The following is a 23,703-nucleotide window of genomic DNA, read 5'->3' on the forward strand; positions in this document are numbered from 1 at the left end:
TTTAAGCTAAAGATATTCTAGTTTGAAGCGGGGAATATGCATGAATAAAGAAAAGAAACTAAAAAAACCAGTAGCCAGTTTTATTCTACTAACCAATATCATTTTTTTGCCACTTTTTTGTATTGTAGGAGTCATCAGCATGATGGAACTCCCTAAATGGATTTTTGATGTCATGCTCTGTGTATCAGCTTGGTCCTCAACGTTTGCTTTTGTACTATTATTCAAAAAAATCTATCCTGGACAGAGTATAATTCGATTTGTAAAAGATAAATTTAACAGTAAACTTAAATTTTCTGTGATTCTAACCGTGGTTATGATTCAAGCATTGATATTTTTGATCATATTGTTTCTCGTATCGAAAAATAGTGAAGTAGACTCTATTATTACTATCTCATCTTCGTGGATGCTGATTTATTTCTTTTTTAGAAACCTTTTTGCAGGGCCACTAGGAGAAGAACTTGGATGGAGAGGTTTTGCTCAAATTGAGCTTCAAAAGAGGTATACCCCTTTAATGGCTTCAATTATTATAGGGTTTTGGTGGGGGATGTGGCATCTACCAATATGGTTTACATCAGGGCTTATGGGACTAGATTTAATCAAATATATTCTATTTTTTATGATCGCACTCATTTCCATAAAAATCGTCATGACAGCATTTTATAACTTAAATAAGAATCTAGTCATCCCAATCATAATCCATCAATTATTTAATTTTTTTATAGGGCTAATAAACGGAAACTTACTAGATTTAATCATGTATAACGCCATTTTATATTTTGTTGTAGCGGTTTTTTTCATCATTATTAATCCAAAGAATGTACTGTATGGACAGAAAGAGACAAACTTTAGACTCCAACCCCTAAAGGGACAAGGTGACTAATAGCGGTGGGATTCCCGAGTAACTTCGGCACGAGTGGCCACCTTCAAATCGAGAACGAAGGTGGCTTTTCGCATGTTATATGCGGTAGTTGTGGCATTGAGTTGGGGAGGTAGCTGACCGACAAAATTCTATAAAATCGAAATTTTCTGTTGATTTCTAGTGAAGGGTTATGGCACACTGTAGAAGTGAATTATATTCCAAGTTTTTCCTATGAAAGGGGATGTTATTAATGACAACTTATATCATATTGGTGGTTTTAACTTAACCGAATATCGAGCATAGTGAATGCCAATCTTTTATTATAGCTTGGCATAAGAGCAAGCGGGAATATCACCCGTGTTTTTTTGCTATGCCGTAAACAGTAACCTTTCGTGAATACTGCTGTTAGCGGGATACGATGAAAGTCGTATTCCTTTTTAATTATAGTCGACTTCTGGCTATTCTCCGCGAAACAGCAGCTTCTTAGGAGGCTGCTTGTTCGCGGTATTTTTATGCCCAAAAACAATTTTAATTTTTTGGAGAGGGGCGGTTCATTGATTGATTTGAAACAATACGGCTATATCGCAGTCGAAACACCGCCGATAGGTTTAATACCTGGAAGGGTTACGGAACTACAGCGAGACCAATATACCGTCATCACCGAACAAGGAGAAGTGACGGCTGTATTGAAGGGCACTTTCTATCATACTGCGGTGACTCGGGAGAATTTTCCATGCGTTGGCGATTTTGTATTTCTGCAATTCAACGAAAATGGTGCTTCACGCATTGCCAATTTGCTGCCTCGCCGCTCGAAATTTTCCCGCGCTGACTATTCGGGACATGCAGCAGGATATGTCAAAACTATACTGGAGCAAGTCGTAGCAACGAATTTTGATTACGTATTTATCGTGTCATCCCTAAACTGGGATTTCAAAGTCAGCCGCATCATGCGCTATCTGACACAAGCACGACAGAGCAGCAGCCAGCAAGTCGTAATCTTAACAAAAGCTGACCTTGTGCCGGATTTCAGCGTACCGTTAGCTGAAGTTCAAAAAGCCGCTCCTGATGTCCCAGTACACGCAGTTTCCAGCCATACAGGGAGTTGTTTAGACGAGTTGAGTGAATATTTGCGACCAGGAAAAACCGTTGTATTACTCGGCATGTCCGGTGTGGGAAAATCCTCGTTGCTAAACGCCTTAATGAATCAGGAAGTGATGACTGTCAAGGCTATCCGAGAGGCAGGCAGTCGGGGCCGGCACACAACAGCGCATCGTCAGCTTTTTATGCTTCCGTCCGGTGCGATGGTTATTGATACGCCTGGTATGCGTGAACTTGGGCTGTTCGGTGCGGACGATAGGATCAGTGCAGGATTTAACGATGTGGAGGAATTATTCAAACAGTGTCGTTTTAATGACTGCCGCCATCAGACGGAGCCGGGCTGCGCTGTTCTTGCTGCCCTTGCTGATGGATCATTGGCACCAGAGCAATGGGAGCGTTACCTTGTGCAGATGCGAGAAAACAGGTTTGTAGATGATAAATCGAGGTATCTCATCGATAAACGGGCGATGCAAAAGTCTATTGCCATGCGACAAAAGGGTAAAAAGGGAGGATACAAGAAATGAACAAATGTGATGAACAGGTTGTAAAGCCCGAAATACTGGCGCTTGTTTTGAGTAAAATGCTAGGCAAGACGATAATCCGCGCAGATTATCAACTTAAAGAGTTGCAAGGTGGGACAATAGGGGGTGTTCGCCTTGTAACAGGTATAGCTGAAACCTCTGAAGGTGAAAGTCTGCCGTATAAGATGATTTGGAAAACACAGAAAAAATTTGAGCGTTACAGTGATCCGGATTCATGGCATAGGGAATACGACCTCTATGCATCGGATTTCAAAAAGGTTTTCTTCGATTCGTTCCGTTGGCCGGAGTGTTATCACACCGAAATAAATGGCGATGAGATTCAACTGTGGATGGAATATATTGATGGTGTGTCAGGCTTAGATCTAACCGTGGAAATGTATGAACGTATAGCCGAAGAATTGGGGAGATTTCAAGGCAGGTTGTATACTGAACGACCAAATGTATTGCATAATTTGCCCAATTTAAGCAAGGTTGAGTATACGAAGAACTACTATCTGCATTATCGGTCATGGAATGTTTTGTATGATTATATACGCTCAGATGACTGTGAAATCCCGAAGCATCTATGTAAAATGCTCATAGACATAGATAACAATGCGGACGAAATATTCAGTCGAATTGAAAAGCTACCAATAGTGCTTTGCCACAGAGATTTTTGGGTGGCAAACATATTCTATTCGGACAGTAAAATTGTACTTATCGATTGGGATACCGCCGGATGGGGGCACATGGGTGAGGATATCGCGAGTTTAATAACTGATGAAGCGGACGTCAGTCATATGATTGAATACTACCAAAAATGCATTCCAGCATATTACAGAGGTTTTTCGGAATATGCGGATATGTCCAATGTATCCGATCATTGTATCTATGAACTAATCCTTGTTATGTTCGGGTACAGGCTTGTGGAGTGGTATAAATTCGCTACGTCTCCCGAAGATAAATCAATGCACCTTAGTACTTTGCAAAAAATCTATGAGATGAGAAATATGTAGAAAATATAACTATTGTGTATTAGATGTATACAACTGGATGAAAGTCTGTGAATTGAGATGTAATTCAATTTACGGAGGTATTCGTATTATATAGTTCAATCAGATTTTTCTGGTTGAACTTTTTTTATTTAGATTTAATCTATCAGTAGCCAGGGGTAGAACTTACGGGACGTGGACATTGATCCTATTAAAGGGCTTTATTGTGTGTTAAAGGGAAAGAGTAGGGTCTAATCATAATAATAAGCATATTATAACTTCAAGATTTTTATTTTCACAAAGGAGGAAACGAATGATGTCAATTGTTCAAGTAACAACAAAGGAAGAATTAAGAGAACACTTAAAAACTAAAAAGATCGTGTTAATAAATTTTTGGGCTGAGTGGTGTGGCCCATGTAAAATGTTCAAAGGGGTGCTTAAAGAACTGAATGAAAAATTCAGTGGTAAGGTGAAAATTATACGGGTGAATGTTGAAAAAAGCCCAGATATTGCAGCAGAATATAAGGTAATGGGAATTCCTCATTCTCGATTGATTATTCATAATAAATTACGTGAACCAATTATTGGATATGTGCCATTTGAACAACTAAAGCAAATGATTGGAGTATGATTTGTTAAACAGAAGTACAACTTTTGGATGAACATCTAAAAATAAAAATTAACGTGGTGAATGTTTTACGATAATAATCATCAAGCCAGACAAGCAAAATAGATTACTCTTCTTGCTTGTTTGACTTGATTTCTAAATATAATGAGAAACTAATTGCAACGAACATTATCGTAGAAAATATAATCGAAAACGTGGCAGTATAGTAGATGGATGTAATCAATATACTCCGAAAAATATTATATATTCATAAACAAAAATAGGTTTCACATAATCAGGAATACCATAATAATTTTAATTAAAATGAGTGGTAGTATATATGTTATAAACTTCCAAAAGGAATAATGGTGGAGTAAATGTGTATTCCAATAGCGTGTATGAAGTCTTTTCGAATTCCGGGAAGATGGCGCTTGTATCATTAAAAGTACCGTAAAAAAAACAGGGGGATATACATAAATGTTTGTTAGTCAAATATGAATTTTTTAATCAGTTTTGATTATATACCAGCTCGTGTTATAATGAGTAACTTAAGGTAATTAAGACGTTCCTTATAACTGAACGGATGCCATGAGAGCCTCCGCATAGAGATAAAATATAGAGGTGTAAAAGATTGAATAAAAAATGGACGATTGAAAAAATTAAAGAATTTGTTGAGACTAATTCGGAAAGTAAGTTGCTAACGACTGAATATCACGGTTTTTCTCAAAAGTTATTATTAAAATGTGCGTGTGGTAGCAAGTTTGAAAAAACATTTACAAAGTTTAAAAATAAACATCAACGTAAATGTGACGTTTGCCAACCGCCAAAAGAATCACGCTAATCAATATAAACGAAGTGTTTAAATGAACTAGCTAATGTTTACAGCTGCAAAGAATATTTTAAAAGTGAGTAGGAGAACAAACATGATAGAGATCAAAACATCTCCATTAAGTGATGGAGAATTCAATAGAGGGGTATTTGCAACGTGTGATATCAAAAAAGGACAGCTTTTGCACGAAGCCCCTGTCATTTCTTACCCAAATGAACAACATGAATACATTGAGCAAACATTACTCGCTGACTACGCTTTTGAGTATGGGATCGGTCGAACTGCTATCCTGCTTGGTTACGGTATGTTGTTTAACCATTCTTATGAACCTAATGCAACTTATGAGATTAATTTTAAAAACCAAACTTTTGACTTCTTTGCTTATACGGACATTAAAGCCGGAGATGAAATTCTAATCAATTATAATGGCGACGTTGATGATAAAGAGCTACTGTGGTTTGATCAGGAAAAAGAAGATTAAAATAAATCAGGGCGTTAATCCGAGAAGGATTGACGCTTTTATTTTGAAGTTATTGAGTTTATTAGCCAGTCAGGTAAGGAGTTATACTTTAATAAGAGGGTAACTAGAAAGAGATTTTTGGGCGATTGGTAATCCAAATTTCCACATATTTTCTTCAAACTATTGAAGAGTAAGGAGAGTTGATACCAATGACTATTTTTGAAGCAATTATGGTTGCTATAAGTTACTCCACACTTATAGTTTCAGTAATTGCCTTGTCATTTACTTTTCTTCTCATGTTGCTGATTAGAAGGATTGGTCCGTAATAAGTCAACTCATACTGCAGGTGTCGTCCTTACTCCAAAACCTTTAATCAATTATGTGCCGGTTCAAAAGGGGAATGTTGGAGTATATTTAACCAATGGGCAATGAATGAAGTTGAAGGGGAGGAAGTCCTCAAAATGGCTTTCTTATGACTTACAAATCTGAGAATGCTCTAAGACAGGTTCTAACGCTTCAGCATTTTTCCTCATGGGAATGGGTTCTTGTAAATGAATGAATTCTTGATGGTAGTTTGGTTTATTAGCAGAGTCACATTTTTTATCAAACTTTATTAAAGAGTTCATAAGAATTGCTAATAGCTCATCTTTTCTCTCGTAATCTGCGTGTTTTACCATTGCAATCATTGCTTTTTGATCTTCAGTCATATAATCCCTAATAAAAATTATTACATGGAGAAACAGTAATCCCTAATATTACATGCCAGAGGGTTTAAATTGAATAGAAAAATAACAAAAAGCATGCTTTTTTATGAGAATGAAGTGACCCCTAAAAGTTAGGTACGGTTATTTCATTAGGCAGCGTTTAGGGTATGGGTTCGATATGTATCGGACTCATGCCTTTTAATTTTGCCTTAATCCTTTGTTTTCAAATCCTGTCAGTATTAGCTTTGGTAATTTTATGAAATATTTAATGATGAAATGAAGATAAAATCAATCTTTCTGCAATTTCAAATTCGCAAACCATTAATAAGTTTTTAATTTATTCCGTCCTGCTATGCAATACTACAATCTAATTTGTCTTTAAACCTCTATATCAATTAAAGATTTAAAAAATAAAAAAATTTCCAAAAATAGAAGGAGTTTCAAGATAAGTGTGTAATATGTAATATTATAGAAAATAAAGAATTAATAGGATGTTAGATTGTGAATTACTTCTTTTAAACTTTTTAATTGTACCTTTTCGAAATTTAAGTTTCCAATCCTTTAAACAAACGATGTGATAAATAGGTTTTTTGTGTAAATATTCTTACTTGATGCTTTTAGCCAAAGGTGAAGTAACAGCTGATAAATCACATCTTGAATATAGGATTATTAAATAACAAACCTAAAGGAAGCCTAAAAAATACACTGAAAGGAGGTGATTTATATGCAATGGAATTATTAAAAGTAGCCTAAAAAATACACTGAAAGGAGGGTGATTTATATGCAATGGAATTATTAAAAGCAGATTAAAAATACATTGAAAGGAGGTAATTTATATGCAATGGAATTATTAATACTTAGTAAAGAAAAATGTAATTCAACTTATTAATTATTACGGTTGTACATGCTAACAATTATGATTACAAAAAGACAGGGCTATTCCCTGTCTTTTTATAATGTTAAAACAGGTGATAATATGATAAATGCTTTTAGAGCTTTAAAGATTACGATTCATTTTTAATTAAAAAATTCAACTGTTATTCGTCCTCTATATGCTAGATTTAAAAATACCCAATTTGAAGAAGTATATAATTACGAAAATGATATTTACAAATTTTCAAATACAATATTTAATAATTCCCAAAATAATATTAATTCAGAAAATATACTTCCATTTTTTGTATATATAAGTTACACTTACATTACAAAAAATTTACTGATATTACCATAAAAATGTAGGAGGAACCGCTATGACAAAAACAGAATTACAGTATAATCCCTTGGATCCGGAAACATTAAATAACCCATATCCGATCTACCATCAACTTCGTGAAAATTCCCCGGTTTTCTGGCATGAAGGTATGAAATCTTGGGTTCTAACCAGATATGAAGATTGTAGAGAAGTTCTTCGTAATCATGAATTGTTTGCTAGGGATTTGCGACGTATTGGTGTTGAAATTCCTGATATAAAAAATAACCTTCAAACTTTAGATCCGCCCGCGAATATGCCGTTACGTAATCTAATGATAAAAGCTTTTAATTCTCAGGATATTGAAAGTATTAAACGCAGAGTTCATGATTTAATTGAGGATATTTACAAAAAACAAGCGTCTAATAAAGAATTTGATTTTATGAAAGAAGTTTCAGCTCCGCTTTCATTAAGTTTAACGTGTATTTTGCTAGGCATAGAAGAACCAGACTTAGAATCTATTGTAGAAATATCTGATGCTATTGCTTATCAGATGGACTCCGGATTAGTACCAGAGAATGCGGAACTCGGTAATTCAGCAAGAAAAAAACTCAACGAACTTGTTGAAGGATGGCTGGCAGCAGAAGAACAGCCTGGAATTTTATCTTATATAAGAAAAAATAGTCAGAAAGCTAATGTACCAGAACATTATGTGCGTAATACTACAGGCACAATGTTTACTGCAAGCTTTGGTACGTTATATGCATCTTTTGGTAATGCTCTACTTGTACTGTTAGAACACCCAGATATTCTTGATCAATTTAAAAATCAAGAGTTACTTGACTCTGGAGTTGATGAATTAATTAGATATGATGGACCAGCAACTGGAACAAGTCGTTTTGCAGTTGAGGAAACTAAAATTGGGGATACTATCATTAAGCCTGGTGAGATTGTTTTAACTTTACTTGCTGCTGCTAATAGAGATCCTGAAGTATATCCCGACCCAGATAGAATTATTCTTAATCGTTCTGCAAAACCAAATCTTGGTTTCGGTTGGGGTCCGCATTCTTGTGTAGGGACTTTGTTTGGTAAACTAGCAATTCAACAATTAATAGTATGTTTACTCGAATCGCATAGACGTTTAGAACTGGTATCGGAACCTAAGCGACGCAATACGGCTACTGTACGTTGTATAGATGTATTACCTGTTTCATTTAATTAATTCTCTTATACACTGAATGGTTATTTTATTAAAAGTAGTGATAGTATTATTTACAATCACTTATATGAAGCATGTAGTCAGACCGGGCATTCATCTTCTATGCTCGGTCTATTTGTATATAAAAATGGCTTTGACAAAGTATATGGATAATCTTTGGGGTAGTAATATATTTTAGTTATTCGATGAAACACTGTAATTAAAATGAATGAGGGAACAGTTTAAAAAGCGCATGATAATATCGATATCGAGTAATTCTTATTTGAATTTTGGAGTGAGGAATGTGTTTGCTATAAGTTTTTCATCGCTTATAGTTTCAGTAATTGCATTGTCGTTTACTTTTACACAAAAAAAGTAAACCGCCCTTGCCTCCCAAGCATGTGAGTCGGTTTACTTGATCAATTTGCAAATCGCCTTTGAAGCGATGCGTCTTATATATTTTATATACATCTTCAATACTAATTATAACACGCAGATTCACAAGAATATAACTAATTCGACAGGCGGAAAACAGAAATCTAGATAGTTGTCTGCTTTATGTAGCTGTTTTATTGTTAGAGATGATTGGAAGCTAATGGGCATATTATTTCCAAGCTAGCGGATATAATGGTTTTTACTCACATAATAAAATTTGACGTAAAAACGATTGTTTTTTAGCAACACAACGATCAGATATAACAAAACCTGCGTCTTCTATCAAGTCATCAATTGTTTCAATTGTAACGACAACTACTTTATCGGCAATGCGTCGAGCATGTTGTAGAATATTAAATTGATCCTCGGTTGAAATATGCGTAAATAAGTTATAAGGTAAATCAATTATCGCGACATCATAATGTTCCTTAACCTCGGAGATTGGACCTAATGTAATGTTGCCTGTTAATCCAAAATAAGTGATGTTTTTTCTGGAACCTTGACAAACATTGTAATTTATATCGCGCCCTTCAATATTAATTCCCATAGAAAGGGCTTCAATTACTACTGTCCCTATACCACAACAAGGATCAATCGCACGAATATTTTGAGGCTGAGGAACTGCGATATTTGCAACAGTACGAGCTACTCTAGTACTAAGTGCCGTTGAATAACTGTGTGGCTTGTGTAAATGATTATGCCAAATGGATTCACTCTTCATATGCTTTCCAAAATACCATCTTCCATCTATTAAAATAAGACCAAATACAACTTCAGGCTCATTTAGTTCTGGTTCGCCATCGATGCATAATCCTACTTCGCGTTCTATTAATCGACGCTCTGGCAGATGAATTTTCTTCTCTTCACCTATATCCATACTATTTAAACAAACAACTTTATAAGTTGCTTCCTTTACTTTTAAATCCTTCACCAATGTCTTGATGTTTTCTATACTGTTATCTTCAAATAGTACTTCAAGTCTGTCCTGCATAAATGGGCTACGGCTTGGATCAATTTTAATAGGGCTTATTATATAGTTTGATTGGGAATCAAGATTAAAAAATGAACGCATCTCCATTCTGCACAGATCGTATTCATCAACATGATGTACATATGTGTATATAAATTTACTGTTATTTTGTTCGTTACTCAATTGATTATCATCCTTTTAAGTTGTTGTTCACTTGATTTCACTAATGTTCATAAAAAACAAATGAAGTTGTTATTTGGTAATCGTATCATAGGTGTCTCTATCAAGCCACTCAATATCAATATTGATTCGCAATTATGACGAGGCATAATTAATTAGAGAGAATAGTGGAAATAATTTGTAAGAAAAAATAATATAAAAATAGACATTTATTTTGAGTAGGTCGGATTTAATAACCACAACAACAGGAGGGTGTTAAATGATTGTAAAAGAAGACGTTTTAAATAGAAAGGGAGCTAGAAAGGCTAGCGATATCCCGAGTGAAGTTTTAATGTTGTTGAATCAAGGGAAAATAGAGAGTGTTAATTTAACGGAATGGCAAGCTGTTCACCATATTACTTTAGTAAAAAATGTGCTACCGTCAATTGGGCTAGAGGAAAAATTAGAATTTATACTAACGGAGATAGAGAAGCAAAAAGTAGAAACGGGCATGAAGGCTATACGTTTAATAGGGAGTTTATTAGATACAGTCATGATGGGTGAAAGTGAGACAAAAAAAGAGGAGCTAATCAAAATATGTTCCACTCATGTATCTGATAGTGTCCGATGTTGGGCAGCGTTTATGAATAAAAACAACGATCATTCTTTAGAAGAGCAATTATTGTATATCCGTTCTTTCGCAGCAGATCATCATTTTGGTGTCCGTGAAATTGCCTGGATGTCAATTAGGGAGAATCTTTCAGCTAATATTGAGAGTAGTGTCGATTTGTTAACGGAATGGGCGAAAAGTGAAGATGAAAACATTCGTAGGTTTAGTTTAGAATCAATCCGTCCTCGCGGGGTATGGACAAAGCATATTGAAAGATTAAAAGAAGAGCCGCAAATCGCACTTCCTATTCTACAGTTACTTAAATCAGATCCGTCAAAGTATGTTCAAGATTCTGTTGGCAACTGGTTAAATGATGCTAGTAAAACTCAACCAGAGTGGGTAGAAAACCTTTGTGAAGAATGGCAAAAAGCATCTCCAACTAAAGCGACTGAGAGAGTCATTAAAAAGGCTCAAAGAACAATCGTAAAAACATAAGGATGATGTTCAACGACGGTAAAGCCAACAAACCATCCTTTAAACAATAGCCACACATCATGAATAATATTTATTGATTAAGGGAGCTAATCCAAAATGGATTGAACTCCCTTTTTATTGTAGTTAATTACTTACAGGAGCAGAGTTGAGGATTAAATGATGCGTTTTCAATAAAGAAATAATGAATTTTGATATTTTTTTATTGAAAAACGATAATTAGTGTTTTAAAATCAAACGTACATTAAATAAGCGAGGTGCTTTTTATGAAACGAGGTTCAACACTCTTTTTAAAAATAGCTGTTTTTCTTATGGGAGCTCCTGTTCTTGCTTTGGGTATATTTGGCTTATCTTGGTTAGCTAATAATCTAGCAAATCCAGATTACTGGTATATACTATATCCTGGTATAATTATTATGTATGTATCAGTAATACCGTATTTCATGGCGTTATATCAGGCTTACCTACTTCTAAGCTACATTGATAAGAACAAAGCGTTCTCTAATATTTCTGTAAGAGCTTTAAAGAAAATAAAATACTGTGCACTCACAATTAGTGCCTTATATGTGGTAATGATGCCATTTGTTTATCTTGCAGCAGAGACAGATGATGCTCCAGGTCTCATAATTATCGGAATGGTCCCTATCTTCGCTTCAATGATAATCGCAGTCTTTTCTGCTGTTCTTCAAAAGCTTTTAAAAGAAGCCATCGATCTAAAATTAGAAAATGATTTAATGATTTGAGGTGTTCAATTTGTCAATAATAATCAATATTGATGTGATGTTGGCCAAAAGGAAAATGAGTGTGACAGAACTTTCGGAGAGAGTTGGAATAACAATGGCTAATCTTTCTATATTGAAGAATGGAAAGGCAAAAGCGATTCGATTCTCAACTTTAGAGGCGATTTGTAAGGCTTTAGAATGTCAGCCTGGAGATATTTTAGAATACACAAGTGACAAAGACGTTTAAGAACAATAGCCAACAAATTCTTTACAAATGAGGGCGTAATGAGCTAGAAACCTTTTCTTTATCTCGTAAAGGTTAAATAGTTTTGAAGAAAAAATTGATTTCGTATTGGTTATTAAATAGGGGGATACCAATACGAAATAGCACTTAAATATGAATCCATGTTTCGTGTCCAAACTTGACCTTCATTTCCCCAATAAGCAGAGAAACATTAGGACTCACCAATTTTGGTTAGTCCTAATGTTATGAGAACAAAAATTTAGACTCTTAGCGAGCCGCGGAAGCCCCTTGCGGCATAGTAAGAATCTGCACCATTGTGGTACACAAAAACAGTGTCGTAGCGATAATCGCAAAAGATGGCCCCGCCGAGCTTTCTAATATTAGCAGGTGTTTGCACCCAGCTCGACGTTTTCATATCGAAAATGTCAAGTTTCTGCAGCTCTCGGTATTGTTCTTCCGTTAAAAGTTCAATGCCCATGGCAGTCGCCATATCAATAACGCTATTTTCTGGTTTGTGCTTTTTCCTTGACTCCAGTGCTTCACGGTCGTAACAAACACTTCTGCGACCTTTAGGGCTTTCCGCTGAACAATCATAAAAAATGTATTCGCCCGTCTTTTCATCATGGCCAACAACATCCGGTTCACCGCCCGTTCCTTCCATTTCATTAAGTGACCACAGTTTTTCAGTATTAGCTTCGAGCTTAGCTTGTACTTCAGTCCATTCAAAATCTTTATGGCGGTTCATATTTTTCTCAAAACGCGCTTTCAAAGTTCTGAGTAGTTCCTCACGTTGTTCTAGTAACAACTCTTTATTTTCATTTGTCATATTAGTTTCCTCCTAATTGTTATTACTCATAATTGGACAGAACTGCTCAGGTAGTTCAATAAAAATTCTATTTCTCTTATGATAGAGTTCTCCATTTAACATGAAGTATTCGGCTTGATATAAAATACGAATCATTTCCTTTATTTCATCCCTAGTTTGAATAATTGTATCGTTTTCGTTTGGGAAAATCGATATGGCACCACTGTCATTTTCAATATCAACAATTAAATCGTTTAGAAAAATCGAAAGTGGTAGGTTGAATGCTTCAAATGTCTCGTCTAAATTAGCAGCCATCATTTCAGCAAAGCTTCGGGTTGGCCAAACAGGAAGTACAAATGGATAGCCGTCTTCGTCTTCGAATAATAACATGTCGCCATTTTCGTCACGTAGTAATCATACTTATTCATCCGTTGCTACCATCCCATAAAAATAGGCAAGTCGCTTTTCTGCAGGACGCTTTAAAATAAATCGTTTAATTAGTTTCATATAGGCCATTCCTTTAAAGTATCATCCTAAAAAAGATATCAAAAAAAATATAAAATTACTATATATTATTTTTCTAAATGTTGTTAAATGTCATCTCACGAATTACTCTTTCTGACAGGTACAGAATTGGTTATTGATGGTGGTTGTAAAGGGACGTGAATGTGCGTTTGTGAAGGAAAGTAGTTTCTAGTGTTAAATGGAAAACAAGAAAACCAAAGAAATGATTAGGTAGAGTTATAGTCAGAGTGGAAGAACTTGAAATTTATGGTAGAATAAAGATAAAAAGGGGTTTTATCATAAGTTACAAGGGGAGTGGAAAGATTAAGTTCAAATATAACGACGATATCAACCAAGAGAAAGCAAATGAAGAGAAAGTGGTTTGTCTTAGGGGAGGAGATAAAAAAGTGATTGAATTTCGAAAAATAACCGGGGATAACATTGATGAGGTAATAGCACTTGAAGTTGGAGAAACCAGAAAGACTTTGTACAAACTACTAACCTCAGAAGCTTTGCAGACGCTCATATGTTGAACGCAGACGGGATACCAGCGACTCCCATTGCCATTTATGCCGATGGAGTTGCGATTGGATTTTTGATGTATATTTATGATACGTTGGATCATGAATCATTTGAAAATGAAGTTTTTTACGGGAAGAAGAGCTATTTTATTTGGCATATTATGATTGATAAGAGTTACCAGGGGAAAGGATATGGCAGACTTGCCTTTGAAAAAATGTTGATGGATATTGAAAATATGCCATATGGGGAAGCAGAATATGTGACCCTCTTTTATCGAACAAGTAATGTCATAGCTAAAACATTATACGCTTCATTTGGTTTCGTAGATACAGGAATCATTCAGGATAATTCAATGTTGGCGATTAAAAATCTAAATGGGAAAATAACAGAATCCTTAGTAGAATAGGATCTCTAGGAAAAAATGTTATCAATACTCACGGTGATTGGGCTATTTTGGTGGGGTGATTACTTTGAGTATAACGGCGCTATGTCCTGGATTTCTCCATGATGTATTAATGGTCGTATTGCTCTATATTTCCATGCGATTTTCCCGATAAAGGTAGTAAAAATACCTTTGTTGGTTTATAGGATTAATGATCAAATAGTTTAACTTTAAAATATAAAACTTTAAACACAATTCATTCAAAAGTCATATTTTGAATTTTTATAGCAAAAAATAAGAGGATAATACATAAAAATTCAAAAAATTATTGACTCTTTTTTTTATGTGTGATAAAAATGATAGTATCAATTCGGAAAATTAATATTTGGGCAATGATAGGATTAAGTAGTGAAAATCTCCCTATTTCAGAGAGCTGATGGTTGGTGCGAATCAGTATATAGATGATCATGAATTTCGACCTGGAGCATCTTTCATAAATCACATGTTGTGAGGAAGTGGAAGACGGTAGTGAATACCGTTATCAAATAAAGTGGTGAAGAATTTTTCACAACTAGGGTGGTACCGCGATATATATCGTCCCTACGTACTTACGTAGGGACGTTTTTTATTTAGGTCTTATTCTTGTTGTATTTTCATAACTAGGGTGGTACCGCGATATTAAATCGTCCCTACGTATTTGCGTAGGGGCGTTTTTTATTAAGGATTTATTCTTGTTATAACTTCATAACTAGGGTGGTACCGCGATATTAAATCGTCCCTACGTATCTGCGTAGGGGCGTTTTTTATTAAGGCATTATTCCTGTTGTAACTTCATAACTAGGGTGGTACCGCGATATTAAATCGTCCCTACGTATTTTCGTAGGGACCTTTTTTTTGAATAGGTTGGTACCGCGATATTTTTATCATCGCTAGCTTTGAAGGAAGTGGTTGAAAGAGAAAGGAGTCACGCTAAACCAATATAAATAAAAACCGAATTGTTATAAACAAAGAAATAGAAGTAGAGAGGAGATAAAGAGATGAATTCACAGCAATGGACATCGAAATTAGGTTTCATTTTAGCTGCAGCGGGCTCAGCGATAGGTCTTGGTGCGATTTGGAAGTTCCCATATATGGCCGGTATTGGAGGTGGCGGTGCGTTCTTCCTTATTTTCATCGGTTTTACCTTACTAATTGGTTTACCGTTATTATTGGCGGAATTTGTTATTGGAAGAAGTACACAAAAAGAGGCTGTTGAAGCATATAGAACTATTGCTCCAAAAACGCAATGGCCGTGGGTAGGTAAATTAGGGATTGTCACTTGTTTCATATTGCTATCATTCTACAGTGTTGTTGGAGGATGGATTTTATTATATTTATGGAATGCGATTACAGGTAGACTGTGGGAAGGCAATGGCTCTTACGAAGCAACTTTTACTGAAATCATTGCTAATCCATTTTTAGCAGTTGGATCACAGCTATTATTTATTCTTATGACTATTTTTATCGTAAGTAAAGGTGTACAAAACGGTGTTGAAAAAGTGAATAAGTATTTCATGCCAGCACTATTTGTTTTATTCTTTGTATTAATTATTCGTGCTCTTACACTAGATGGAGCAGGAGAAGGGGTTCGTTTCTTCTTACAGCCAGATTTCTCAAATGTTACATCTGAAATTATTTTATATGCGATGGGGCAATCGTTCTTCTCATTATCTGTCGGCGTAGGCGTAATGGTAACGTATAGCTCATACTTACCGAAAGAAGAAAGTTTACCACGTTCAGCATTTTCTATTGTCGGTTTAACGCTTGTTATTACATTGCTTGCAGGGCTTGCTATTTTCCCGGTAGTATTCGCATTTGGAATGGAACCGTCTCAAGGACCGGGTCTATTATTTATTGTCTTGCCAGCAATTTTCAGTAAAATGGCATTTGGAAAAGTGTTCTTCATTATTTTCTTGTTACTATTTTTCTTTGCAACGATTACATCAGCCATTTCCATGTTGGAAATTAGCGTGGCTTCTTTAACGACAAAAGGTAAAGGGAAACGCGAAAAAATGGCATTGATTGTAGGATTACTAATCTTTGTTGTAGGGATTCCATCGGCTTTATCATATGGCGTACTAAGTGATGTGACGCTATTTGGAAAAACAATCTTTGATTTAGCAGATTATTCAGTAAGTAATATTCTAATGCCGCTCGGTGTATTATTAGTTGCGATCTTCGTACCGTTTAAAATGAAGAAAGATGTATTAATGAATGAACTGGGTGTAAGTAAAAATAAAGGCTATAAATTATTTGTATTATGGTTATTCTTACTTCGCTATATAGCACCGATTGCAATTATTATCGTATTTTTAAATGTAATTGGCGTGATTTAACATACAGAAGGCCCTAGCATATCGTTATGTTAGGGCCTTTTCATTATAAAATTAGGTCACCTAAAGAACTGCTCCGATTCCTACGAATACAGCCCTCCACAGAAAAGCACAAACATTCGCAAATCAAAGCAATCCCTGTTTAAAACAGATAAAAAAACAAAAAAAAGAATAGCTTGACATCATTCATTAATAGCACAAACATCACAATTTTTTCAGCATATCATAATGGAGAAAGCGTTTTCTTCAATTAATATAGAAGAAAGTCACTACAATTCAATCAAGTTTGCTGCAAAATACTTTATTACAAATGTTAAATATAAGTAAGTATAAAAGAGTTCTTGATTGAGGTACATTTCGTCACTTGATTTTATTACGACGATTGAAAATAATGTCTCTAAATGGGTAAGTCATATGCGAAGAGTTTCGACCTGTCGTTGTAATAAATCAACATCCTGCTGTTGAAGTGATACAACTTTATACAATTAAAATTGTTCATCTTGATATCCATATAAATTCGAAAAGACGTGGTTCGTTTTGACATGTCAGATACACCATTAAAAATTCTATAAATTAGATGAATTCAGCTAGTTCAGACAAATATTTGTACGAATATTGGAATTTTACGAAAAAGTTTTGCAAAAACCTTAACTATTTCATACGAAATCCGTATAATAAATCAAACAGTGTGAAAATTGTCCATTTTCCGTCGATTAATTGCGTGAATTTTTTAAATTGTATTGACGTGGGGAATGATAATTTGTACACTGTGTACAATCAATTGTTTTTTGGAGGAATACATTTAATTTAAAAAGTTAGGATTTGATGGTTATGATCGTATGTAAATTTGGTGGAACATCTGTAGCAAGTGCAGAACAAATTCAAAAAGTAGCAAACATTGTAAAATCTAATCCGGCACGTAAAATCGTAGCCGTTTCTGCACCAGGGAAGCGTTCTGGTGACGATATAAAGGTAACTGATTTATTAATTAACTTAGCAATGGCAGCATTAAAAAATGAAGAAATTGAGAAAGAATTGCAAATCGTTGTAAATCGCTTTATGGCGATTGCGGATGGTTTGGAGTTAGATTATACAATTTGTGATGTGATCGCTGAAGATTTACGTGAACGTGTACAGGGTGATAAATCGAATGAGGAATTATTTATCGATAGCATCAAAGCGGCAGGGGAAGACAATAACGCGAAGCTAATCGCAGCTTATTTTAATTCCATCGGTATGCCGGCACGCTATGTAAGTCCAAAAGAAGGTTTGGTCGTCAATGATTTACCTGAACGCACGTATGCATTACCAGAGGCTTATGCCAATTTAGCGCCACTAAAAAATACCAAGGAAATTATTGTATTCCCTGGTTTCTTCGGTTACACTAAAGCCGGCATACTGCGTACATTTGATCGCGGTGGTTCTGATATTACAGGCTCTATTTTAGCAGCTGCTGTTGAAGCAGAGCTTTATGAAAACTTTACGGATGTGGACTGTGTGTTCTCCGCGAATCCGAAAGTTGTGAATGATCCAGTGGAAATTAAAGAAATTACGTATCGCGAAATGCGCGAATTATCCTATGCAGGCTTTTCGGTTTTTCATGATGAAGCGTTAATGCCTGTTTACAAGATTGGGGTGCCCGTTAACATAAAAAATACAAATAATCCATCAGCCCCAGGTACTCGTATCGTACCAAGACGCTCTGTTACAGGACGTCCAGTTACAGGTATCTCGGCAGACAGTGGCTTTTCAACTTTATATGTGTCAAAATATTTGATGAATCGTGAAGTAGGCTTTGGACGTAAGCTTCTTCAAATTTTGGAAGATGAAAATATTTCTTATGAACATACACCGTCTGGTTTAGACGATATTTCTGTCATTATGCGTTCAAACCAAATTACACTAGAAAATGAAGAACGAATTCTTTCTCGTGTGAAAAATGAGTTACATGCAGATGATGTGCAAATGCGTCATGGCTTCTCGATGATTGTTATCGTAGGTGAAGGCATGCGTAATAATACAGGTTTAGCGGCACGTGCTGCAACTGCGATTTCTAAAACAGGTGCAAATATAGAAATGATTAATCAAGGTTCATCTGAAGTTAGTCTAGTATTCGGAGTGCAACAAGAGTTTGAAAACCAAATTTTACAAGCACTTTATGAGGAATTTTTTGCACATGTGAGAGTGTAAGGATATATAGTGAAACTTTTAAAAGTGGGGAGTTCTTCATCCCCACTTATTAATTAGTGTTCACGGGCAGTTAGCCTTCGCTTAATGAATGGGTAGAGGTGGTACAGAAAAAATACTGCTCGTTAATGCGGTTATAAACGCTAATCCTTGAAACGGATTAGTGTTTTCTTTTTGACGAGAATACGGTAAAATCGAGGGCGTACACAGATTGGAGGTTTTTCTTTTGAAAAAATTATCGATTGGTATGCTTCTATCAATGATTGGCATACTATTTGTTTGTTTGACGATCATGGATATTTTACCGTCCTCGACTAAAACAATGAAAATTGTCTATATCGGTATTGGTTGGATATTTATTATTGCGGGATCCGTCGTTCGTTTTAAAACTTTAAAACAAAGACAATGACGAAATATTGCGAAATTGAATTGTGGCAACCTGTGAATTTATGATACAATTTCAAAAAAATAAATAATTCGAGTATTATGAAGTTGCGATGCTGTGCGAAAATTCAAAAGTTTTAAATTGGGGAAAGATGATTAATTTAAGATCAACAGTACAAATTCTTCTTTGTAAGAATTTGTTTTTTTATTTTCGTAAACAATGTCCAACGCATTGAATAGGAGGCGAGATCATGTCAGTTCTTCGCAGGGGCGATATTCATATTTCTGACCATTATGTTGCCGTCCAAACAGACTCACCGATGAAGGTCGTTTCCTCTGCCGTACATAATCCGGGCTTTGGCTTTTATACGCATTTGATGAATCGTTCAGTGCCCTATACGTATGATGAGCGAAAACCACAGCTAGAATTGCAACGGTTTTTACAGTCTGAGGGCTTTCCCATTGACAATACGGTGGCGATGATGACGGCAGTCTATGCTCGGTATGCAACTGTCCGTGAGTTTACATATGAAGGAATTCATCTAGTCATCATGATTACTGCTGGTCTTGGCAATGCCGTTGATATTACGCGTGCTTTTCATCGTCAGGAGCAGTATCATGCGGGGACTATTAATACGTGGGTACTAATAAATGGGAGATTGTCGGATGAAGCATTATTTCAAGCGATGATTTCTACGACAGAGGCAAAGGTTAAGGCACTTATTGATGAAGGCATCACAGATCCAACAACGGGTACACAAGCTACAGGTACTTCAACGGATAGCTTGTTGATTGCTTCTACAGAGGAAGGTGACTACCATCAATATGCTGGGCCGATTACGATGCTTGGAAAAGTCATTGGCCACGGTGTTTATGAAACGATGCGCGAGGCCATTCAGAAATATAAAAAAGATAAGGAGGAGAATCCGTTATGATGGCACTGGTGATTGCCTGTATCATTGGGCTTGTTTTTGACATAATAGTGGGTGATCCTCCTAAAATGCCTCATCCAGTACGCTGGATTGGAAAGCTCATTCAATCGCAAACTGAGTTATGGAATAAAGGAAGAATGAGAAAATTCCGTGGCATGGTGATGGCGCTCGCTGTAGTTGGTACAACGATGTTTGTTGTGACGGCCATTATGCTACTAAGCTATAAGGTTAGCCTACTATTTGGCATAGTAGTTGAGGGCTTGCTTATTGGAATTGGACTAGCACAGCGTAGCTTGAAGGAAGCGGCGATGGCTGTCTATGAACCTCTCGTCAAAGGCGATTTTGCTGAAGCTCGTGTGAGGCTTTCCTGGATAGTAGGCCGTGATACGGAGAAACTTGGCGAGGATGAAATTGTTCGTGGTGTTGTGGAAACGGTCTCAGAAAATACGAGTGATGGCGTAACAGCTCCATTATTTTATGCCTTTTTATTTGGCGCTATAGGGTTATGGGGCTATAAAGCTGTTAATACGTTAGACTCTATGATTGGCTATAAAAACGAACAATATAAAGATTTTGGTATGTTTGCTGCAAAGCTAGATGATGTACTTAATTTTATTCCAAGTCGATTAACAGGTTTACTTATGGTGCTAGGGACGAAAAATGAAACGAATGTATCTCTCGGGAAGCGCTTAAAACGGTGGGCACAAGATGCCAAAAAGCATCCAAGTCCTAACAGTGGCTATTTAGAAGCAGCTACAGCTGTACAATTGGGTGTACAACTTGGTGGAAAAAATACATATAAGGGTGTCGTTTCTAATCGAGCGATAATGGGCGAGAAATTAGTACCATTAACAAAAGAGCATATTGCAACGTCAGTGATACATATGCGCATCGCTACCTTGCTCTTTACGCTAGTAATGATATCAGTGGAGGTGTTAATTTTTGCAATTACCTAATCACGGAGCAAATCCGCAAAATGTTTATCATCAGCTAGGACTTAATATGCCCGAAGAGGTGTATGATTTTAGCGAAAATGTGAATTCGGCAGGGCCACCACCGTTTGTTGAGGCACGTTGGCGGACATTTTATCCGCTCATTCAACGTTATCCAGATCCGGACGGTGAGCCGTTTTTATCAAAGGTGGCAGCTTTTCATGCTGTTCAGAAAGATTCTATATTACTAGGTAATGGTGCATCTGAGCTATTTAGTGTTTTAGTTAGACGCTACGCCAATAAGCGTGTTATTATCGTGCATCCAACTTTTTCAGAATATGAACGAACATTAACAGCTGCAGGCGCTGAAATTGTGCCGATTATTGTAGAGGATATTGTTCACTATACATTGCCAATGGAGCATCTGAAGCGTGAAATGGTGAGCGCGGATGCTTTATATATTTGTACACCGAACAATCCAACAGGGGTGCTTCCAAAGAAAGAGGAGCTTCTCGAATTAATTTCTCACGGTGCAAAGGTCAATTGCGAGCTTGTCATTGATGAGGCATTTATTGACTGGGTAGATGAGGCTTATTCATTAATTCAGTATGTGGCAGAAAATCCTCATTTGATTGTCGTTCGTTCGATGACAAAAATGTATGCGATTCCAGGATTGCGCCTAGGCTATTTAGTGGCGAGCCCAGTAGTTGTTACTGAGCTAAAGGATATTCTACCTCATTGGAACTTGAATGCCTTTGCCCTCGTTATCGGGACAGGTTGTTTAGATGAACGCGCATATTGTGAGCAAGCCATTGCCTATGCTAAAAATCAACGACAATCGCTACAAAGGTATTTACAGGAACATGGTTGCCAGGTGACAAATAGTGTAACGAATTATGTATGTTTTGCATTACCGAAAAATCAGCAAGCAGATACATTTTTTACATATTGTTTATCAAAGGGTGTCGTACTGCGTCATACAAAAAACTTTATGGGCTTAAATGGCGAATGGTTCCGGATTGGGATTAAAGATATTGTAGCCATGACGTATTTACAGAATTGTTTGCAGGCGTGGTTTAACTTCCTTCAGCAGAAGTCTTCCACCTCTATAGATGGTAATATGAATACAGATTTAAGCTACTTTTCAACGGGTATCTAAACACTTGTACCTGTCGCTACGCTTTCGGTACAAAAAACATTTGCTGAAATAGAGGAACTCAGTCAAAGCGCCACGTCCTGTGGTGGTAACGACTGAGTGACCAACATCACGTTGGTCCAAAGCCTCCGGCGGATGTCACAGAATCGGAAAGGAATCCTTTGTGCTAGCACAAAACTGATTCCGGACGCAATTATGCCGGGGCATAATTGATTGCAAATAAGGGGTGAGAAAGCTGACGACTTTTTATTTAGTAAGACATGGCGAAACGATGTGGAATAAAGAGCAACGATTACAAGGATGGCTAGATTCGCCGTTATCCAAAAATGGTATTTTACATGCAGAAAAACTTCGAGATCATTTGAAAAATATTAATTTTACAGCGGCATATAGCAGTTCAAGTGGTCGTGCGAAGGAAACGATGCAAATCCTTCTAGCTGATCGACAGCTTCCAATCTATGATGAGGATAATTTAAGGGAGATTTTTTTAGGAGATTGGCAAGGAAAAACAGTCGAGGACATCGTGATTTCTTTTCCGGATTATGAATTATATACTGATTATCCTGGACAATTCGTCGCAACGCATACGGAAAGCTTCGGTACGGTAACAGAACGAGCGATATTTACGTTAAAGAAAATAGCAGAAAAATATCCCGAGAATCATGTTTTAATTGTATCCCATGCTGTAACGATTAAATGTATCATTAACGCTATTTTGGGGCGAAGTGTCGATCAGCTGTGGGCAGAGCCATTTATTAATGGTACAAGTGTAACGATTATTGAAAAAGTCGATCAACAATGGCTCGTTCAAGAGATCGGTAACATTCAACATTTACAATAGGAGGGGAAACCATTGCCACTGATTTTCATTACTGGGGGAGTACGCAGTGGTAAATCCCACTTTGCTGAAAAAGCGGCTGTTACTCACTATCAAACAGAGTTTATGCAAGCACAGCGACTTATTTATATTGCTTCCGGCGTAGCGTTGGATCGTGAAATGGAGAAGCGGATCATTCGCCATCAGGCAGACAGACAAGCACAAAATATCGAGTGGCTGACGATAGAAGCACCTTATGAAATCGCAGATACTTTGCATAAACTGACTGATGGAGATGTCGTGTTATGGGACTGTATTACGACGTGGTTAACAAATGCGTTTTATGAAGGTTTTGACGCGGGAACTCCCTGTGTGGAACAACCTGGATGTTTAGAAAAGAAACTTGAGGTTTTAAAAGAGGCGGTAGAGACGTTACTTGAGAAAAGGGTGACGTTTTTTATCGTCTCAAACGAATTATTTGATGAGCCACCGTATACGAACGAGGAAGTAGAGTTATACCGGCAAATGCTTGGGGAATTACATCAATGGTTCGTGTCTAAAGCAAATGAGGCGTATGAAATCAATTATGGTGTCGTAAAGAAATGGAAATAATGAATGACG

General features: G+C 36.4%; 24 protein-coding genes, 1 pseudogene and 1 other annotated feature. Of the genes and pseudogenes, 21 read left to right on the forward strand and 4 right to left on the reverse strand.

Annotated features, from left to right (window positions below):
* The first annotated feature begins 40 nt into the window (after positions 1 to 40).
* From AC3WSK_RS13315 to AC3WSK_RS13345, 7 genes are all read left to right on the forward strand, one after another.
* Positions 41 to 880, forward strand: coding sequence for a CPBP family intramembrane glutamic endopeptidase (locus AC3WSK_RS13315; RefSeq protein ID WP_492413978.1), 840 nt, complete (start codon positions 41 to 43; stop codon positions 878 to 880).
* Between the two features lie 533 nt (positions 881 to 1,413).
* The gene (gene rsgA, locus AC3WSK_RS13320; RefSeq protein WP_492413976.1) at positions 1,414 to 2,481 is read left to right on the forward strand and encodes a ribosome small subunit-dependent GTPase A; all 1,068 of its coding nucleotides are present in this window, start codon (positions 1,414 to 1,416) and stop codon (positions 2,479 to 2,481) included.
* Entirely contained in the window at positions 2,478 to 3,494 is a 1,017-nt protein-coding gene (locus tag AC3WSK_RS13325) for an aminoglycoside phosphotransferase family protein (protein WP_492413974.1), read from the forward strand. The genes rsgA and AC3WSK_RS13325 overlap by 4 nt, the downstream gene beginning before the upstream one ends.
* A 289-nt stretch (positions 3,495 to 3,783) precedes the next feature.
* Positions 3,784 to 4,101 (forward strand): thioredoxin family protein, encoded by a 318-nt coding sequence (locus AC3WSK_RS13330; RefSeq protein ID WP_079560893.1) that lies wholly within the window; start codon positions 3,784 to 3,786, stop codon positions 4,099 to 4,101.
* 607 nt (positions 4,102 to 4,708) lie between these two features.
* Positions 4,709 to 4,918 carry a hypothetical protein gene (locus tag AC3WSK_RS13335; protein WP_197143105.1) on the forward strand — a complete coding sequence of 70 codons (210 nt, stop codon included), beginning with the start codon at positions 4,709 to 4,711 and terminating at the stop codon, positions 4,916 to 4,918.
* A gap of 82 nt (positions 4,919 to 5,000) precedes the next feature.
* Positions 5,001 to 5,387, forward strand: coding sequence for an SET domain-containing protein (locus AC3WSK_RS13340; protein ID WP_079560895.1), 387 nt, complete (start codon positions 5,001 to 5,003; stop codon positions 5,385 to 5,387).
* A 294-nt stretch (positions 5,388 to 5,681) separates the two neighbouring features.
* Positions 5,682 to 5,798, forward strand: a complete 117-nt coding sequence (locus AC3WSK_RS13345; protein ID WP_139376953.1) for a hypothetical protein — start codon at positions 5,682 to 5,684, stop codon at positions 5,796 to 5,798.
* Positions 5,799 to 5,836: 38 nt separating this feature from the next.
* Here AC3WSK_RS13345 and AC3WSK_RS13350 read toward each other — a convergent pair whose 3' ends face one another.
* A complete protein-coding gene (locus AC3WSK_RS13350; protein WP_492413970.1) occupies positions 5,837 to 6,073 on the reverse strand; it encodes a hypothetical protein in 237 nt (78 codons plus the stop codon).
* A gap of 1,247 nt (positions 6,074 to 7,320) precedes the next feature.
* On the opposite strand from AC3WSK_RS13350, the gene AC3WSK_RS13355 reads away from it, so the two are divergent.
* A complete protein-coding gene (locus tag AC3WSK_RS13355; protein ID WP_492413968.1) occupies positions 7,321 to 8,481 on the forward strand; it encodes a cytochrome P450 in 1,161 nt (386 codons plus the stop codon).
* A 610-nt stretch (positions 8,482 to 9,091) separates the two neighbouring features.
* On the opposite strand, the gene AC3WSK_RS13360 is transcribed toward AC3WSK_RS13355, so the two are convergent.
* Positions 9,092 to 10,045 carry a TRM11 family SAM-dependent methyltransferase gene (locus AC3WSK_RS13360; protein WP_427484319.1) on the reverse strand — a complete coding sequence of 318 codons (954 nt, stop codon included), beginning with the start codon at positions 10,043 to 10,045 and terminating at the stop codon, positions 9,092 to 9,094.
* 256 nt (positions 10,046 to 10,301) lie between these two features.
* On the opposite strand from AC3WSK_RS13360, the gene AC3WSK_RS13365 reads away from it, so the two are divergent.
* The 3 genes from AC3WSK_RS13365 (at position 10,302) to AC3WSK_RS13375 (ending at position 12,092) form a co-directional block, all read left to right on the forward strand.
* Positions 10,302 to 11,126 (forward strand): DNA alkylation repair protein, encoded by an 825-nt coding sequence (locus AC3WSK_RS13365; RefSeq protein WP_492413966.1) that lies wholly within the window; start codon positions 10,302 to 10,304, stop codon positions 11,124 to 11,126.
* A 263-nt stretch (positions 11,127 to 11,389) separates the two neighbouring features.
* Positions 11,390 to 11,866 carry a DUF2975 domain-containing protein gene (locus AC3WSK_RS13370; RefSeq protein WP_492413964.1) on the forward strand — a complete coding sequence of 159 codons (477 nt, stop codon included), beginning with the start codon at positions 11,390 to 11,392 and terminating at the stop codon, positions 11,864 to 11,866.
* Positions 11,867 to 11,876: 10 nt separating this feature from the next.
* Complete coding sequence (locus AC3WSK_RS13375) at positions 11,877 to 12,092, forward strand: helix-turn-helix domain-containing protein (RefSeq protein WP_492413962.1); 216 nt, start codon at positions 11,877 to 11,879, stop codon at positions 12,090 to 12,092.
* Between the two features lie 256 nt (positions 12,093 to 12,348).
* Here AC3WSK_RS13375 and AC3WSK_RS13380 read toward each other — a convergent pair whose 3' ends face one another.
* Together AC3WSK_RS13380 and AC3WSK_RS13385 are read right to left on the reverse strand one after the other, a co-directional pair.
* Positions 12,349 to 12,915: a DUF4256 domain-containing protein gene (locus AC3WSK_RS13380; RefSeq protein WP_492413960.1), complete on the reverse strand. Its 567-nt coding sequence runs from the start codon at positions 12,913 to 12,915 to the stop codon at positions 12,349 to 12,351.
* 12 nt (positions 12,916 to 12,927) lie between these two features.
* A pseudogene (locus AC3WSK_RS13385) lies at positions 12,928 to 13,293 on the reverse strand (DUF2750 domain-containing protein); the annotation flags it as partial.
* Between the two features lie 353 nt (positions 13,294 to 13,646).
* On the opposite strand from AC3WSK_RS13385, the gene AC3WSK_RS13390 reads away from it, so the two are divergent.
* From AC3WSK_RS13390 to AC3WSK_RS13435, 10 genes are all read left to right on the forward strand, one after another.
* On the forward strand, positions 13,647 to 13,931 hold the full coding sequence (locus AC3WSK_RS13390; RefSeq protein WP_492413958.1) for a hypothetical protein: 285 nt from the start codon (positions 13,647 to 13,649) through the stop codon (positions 13,929 to 13,931).
* Positions 13,925 to 14,326, forward strand: coding sequence for a GNAT family N-acetyltransferase (locus AC3WSK_RS13395; RefSeq protein ID WP_492413956.1), 402 nt, complete (start codon positions 13,925 to 13,927; stop codon positions 14,324 to 14,326). The genes AC3WSK_RS13390 and AC3WSK_RS13395 overlap by 7 nt, the downstream gene beginning before the upstream one ends.
* Before the next feature lie 359 nt (positions 14,327 to 14,685).
* Positions 14,686 to 14,907 (forward strand) — a binding site (T-box leader).
* A 432-nt stretch (positions 14,908 to 15,339) separates the two neighbouring features.
* Entirely contained in the window at positions 15,340 to 16,677 is a 1,338-nt protein-coding gene (locus AC3WSK_RS13400; protein WP_079560904.1) for a sodium-dependent transporter, read from the forward strand.
* Positions 16,678 to 17,505: 828 nt separating this feature from the next.
* Positions 17,506 to 18,864 carry an aspartate kinase gene (locus tag AC3WSK_RS13405; RefSeq protein ID WP_079561153.1) on the forward strand — a complete coding sequence of 453 codons (1,359 nt, stop codon included), beginning with the start codon at positions 17,506 to 17,508 and terminating at the stop codon, positions 18,862 to 18,864.
* 223 nt (positions 18,865 to 19,087) lie between these two features.
* Positions 19,088 to 19,270 (forward strand): hypothetical protein, encoded by a 183-nt coding sequence (locus AC3WSK_RS13410; protein ID WP_079560905.1) that lies wholly within the window; start codon positions 19,088 to 19,090, stop codon positions 19,268 to 19,270.
* A 226-nt stretch (positions 19,271 to 19,496) separates the two neighbouring features.
* Positions 19,497 to 20,180, forward strand: a complete 684-nt coding sequence (locus tag AC3WSK_RS13415) for an adenosylcobinamide amidohydrolase (RefSeq protein ID WP_079560906.1) — start codon at positions 19,497 to 19,499, stop codon at positions 20,178 to 20,180.
* A complete protein-coding gene (gene cbiB / locus AC3WSK_RS13420) occupies positions 20,177 to 21,133 on the forward strand; it encodes an adenosylcobinamide-phosphate synthase CbiB (RefSeq protein WP_492413952.1) in 957 nt (318 codons plus the stop codon). Before AC3WSK_RS13415 ends, cbiB begins: the two co-directional genes overlap by 4 nt.
* Positions 21,120 to 22,268, forward strand: a complete 1,149-nt coding sequence (locus AC3WSK_RS13425) for a pyridoxal phosphate-dependent aminotransferase (protein ID WP_079560908.1) — start codon at positions 21,120 to 21,122, stop codon at positions 22,266 to 22,268. The genes cbiB and AC3WSK_RS13425 overlap by 14 nt, the downstream gene beginning before the upstream one ends.
* A gap of 223 nt (positions 22,269 to 22,491) precedes the next feature.
* On the forward strand, positions 22,492 to 23,106 hold the full coding sequence (locus AC3WSK_RS13430) for a histidine phosphatase family protein (RefSeq protein ID WP_240518242.1): 615 nt from the start codon (positions 22,492 to 22,494) through the stop codon (positions 23,104 to 23,106).
* Positions 23,107 to 23,118: 12 nt separating this feature from the next.
* Positions 23,119 to 23,694 carry a bifunctional adenosylcobinamide kinase/adenosylcobinamide-phosphate guanylyltransferase gene (locus AC3WSK_RS13435; protein WP_079560909.1) on the forward strand — a complete coding sequence of 192 codons (576 nt, stop codon included), beginning with the start codon at positions 23,119 to 23,121 and terminating at the stop codon, positions 23,692 to 23,694.
* Positions 23,695 to 23,703: the final 9 nt, after the last annotated feature.

This window comes from Lysinibacillus sp. EB271-A1-10B (assembly GCF_058791335.1).

What these genes read in the sequence shown, in the direction of transcription:
- AC3WSK_RS13365 (WP_492413966.1), top strand. Translation starts at nt 10,302, where the DNA reads ATGATTGTAAAAGAAGACGTTTTAAATAGAAAGGGAGCTAGAAAGGCT.
- AC3WSK_RS13340 (WP_079560895.1), top strand. Translation starts at nt 5,001, where the DNA reads ATGATAGAGATCAAAACATCTCCATTAAGTGATGGAGAATTCAATAGA.
- AC3WSK_RS13325 (WP_492413974.1), top strand. Translation starts at nt 2,478, where the DNA reads ATGAACAAATGTGATGAACAGGTTGTAAAGCCCGAAATACTGGCGCTT.
- AC3WSK_RS13400 (WP_079560904.1), top strand. Translation starts at nt 15,340, where the DNA reads ATGAATTCACAGCAATGGACATCGAAATTAGGTTTCATTTTAGCTGCA.
- AC3WSK_RS13370 (WP_492413964.1), top strand. Translation starts at nt 11,390, where the DNA reads ATGAAACGAGGTTCAACACTCTTTTTAAAAATAGCTGTTTTTCTTATG.
- AC3WSK_RS13315 (WP_492413978.1), top strand. Translation starts at nt 41, where the DNA reads ATGAATAAAGAAAAGAAACTAAAAAAACCAGTAGCCAGTTTTATTCTA.
- AC3WSK_RS13350 (WP_492413970.1), bottom strand. Translation starts at nt 6,073, where the DNA reads ATGACTGAAGATCAAAAAGCAATGATTGCAATGGTAAAACACGCAGAT.
- cbiB (WP_492413952.1), top strand. Translation starts at nt 20,177, where the DNA reads ATGATGGCACTGGTGATTGCCTGTATCATTGGGCTTGTTTTTGACATA.
- AC3WSK_RS13380 (WP_492413960.1), bottom strand. Translation starts at nt 12,915, where the DNA reads ATGACAAATGAAAATAAAGAGTTGTTACTAGAACAACGTGAGGAACTA.
- AC3WSK_RS13330 (WP_079560893.1), top strand. Translation starts at nt 3,784, where the DNA reads ATGATGTCAATTGTTCAAGTAACAACAAAGGAAGAATTAAGAGAACAC.
- AC3WSK_RS13395 (WP_492413956.1), top strand. Translation starts at nt 13,925, where the DNA reads ATGTTGAACGCAGACGGGATACCAGCGACTCCCATTGCCATTTATGCC.
- AC3WSK_RS13355 (WP_492413968.1), top strand. Translation starts at nt 7,321, where the DNA reads ATGACAAAAACAGAATTACAGTATAATCCCTTGGATCCGGAAACATTA.
- AC3WSK_RS13405 (WP_079561153.1), top strand. Translation starts at nt 17,506, where the DNA reads ATGATCGTATGTAAATTTGGTGGAACATCTGTAGCAAGTGCAGAACAA.
- AC3WSK_RS13415 (WP_079560906.1), top strand. Translation starts at nt 19,497, where the DNA reads ATGTCAGTTCTTCGCAGGGGCGATATTCATATTTCTGACCATTATGTT.